2 protein-coding genes are annotated in these 932 nt (G+C 68.5%); both read left to right on the top strand.

Annotation, left to right across the window (positions count from 1 at the left end):
* A partial coding sequence (locus tag A9Z05_RS37100) for a CoA-transferase (protein WP_069621493.1) occupies positions 1 to 458 on the top strand: 458 nt, incomplete at its 5' end.
* 90 nt (positions 459 to 548) lie between these two features.
* The coding region (locus A9Z05_RS31560) for a lyase family protein (protein ID WP_256122141.1) at positions 549 to 932 on the top strand (384 nt) is incomplete at its 3' end.

The raw sequence follows: 932 nt of genomic DNA, 5'->3' as shown, positions 1-932 counted from the left end.
TGATCAACGCCGGCAAGCAGCACGTGACGCTGCTCACCGGCGGCGCGTATTTCCACCACTCGGACTCGTTCGCGATGATGCGCGGCGGCCATCTCGACTACTGCGTGCTCGGCGCGTTCCAGGTGTCGGCGAGCGGCGACCTCGCGAACTGGCATACGGGCGCGCCCGATGCGATTCCGGCCGTCGGCGGCGCGATGGACCTCGCAATCGGCGCGAAGCAGGTGTTCGTGATGATGGAGCACCTGACGAAGCAGGGCGAGAGCAAGATCGTCGCGCAGTGCTCGTATCCGGTCACCGGCGTGCAATGCGTGAGCCGTATCTATACCGATCTGGCCGTACTCGACGTGACGGCCGACGGCCTCGCGGTGAGCGAGATCTTCACCGACCTGTCGTTCGACGAGCTGCAGAAGCTGACCGGCGTGCCGCTGATCGACGCGACGCAAAAGGCCGCCGCCTGAACGGCAAGCGTGCCGGCGTGCGCGCTTCCGAGCGCACGCCGGCACGCTTGGGTAGACAATAGGCGCACGCCGTTTCCCCATTCCGATGCCATGCTCGAAGACAGCGCCCGCCTGACCTCCCTGATCTGCGGCATCGAGCCGCTCAACCGGATCTGGTCGCCCCGCGCGACGATCCAGCGGATGCTCGACGTCGAGGCCGCGCTTGCGCGCGCGCTCGCCGCGCGGCAAGTGATTCCCGCCACCGCGGTCGCGCCGATCGAACGCGCGTGCGACGCCGGCCGGCTCGACGCCGACGCGCTCGCGCATGGTGCCGCGCTCGGCGGCAATCTCGCGATTCCGCTCGTCAAGCAGCTCACCGCGCAAGTGAAGGCCGACGACCCCGAGGCCGCGAAGTTCGTGCACTGGGGCGCGACGAGCCAGGACATCATCGACACCGCGACCGTGCTGCAGTTGCGCGACACGCTCGACGTGCTC

This window comes from Burkholderia sp. A2 (genome assembly GCF_001729305.1).
Classification (GTDB): Bacteria; Pseudomonadota; Gammaproteobacteria; order Burkholderiales; family Burkholderiaceae; genus Burkholderia; species Burkholderia sola.
Note: the sequence above shows the minus strand (reverse complement) of the source record. Positions and strands in the feature narration are given on the sequence as shown.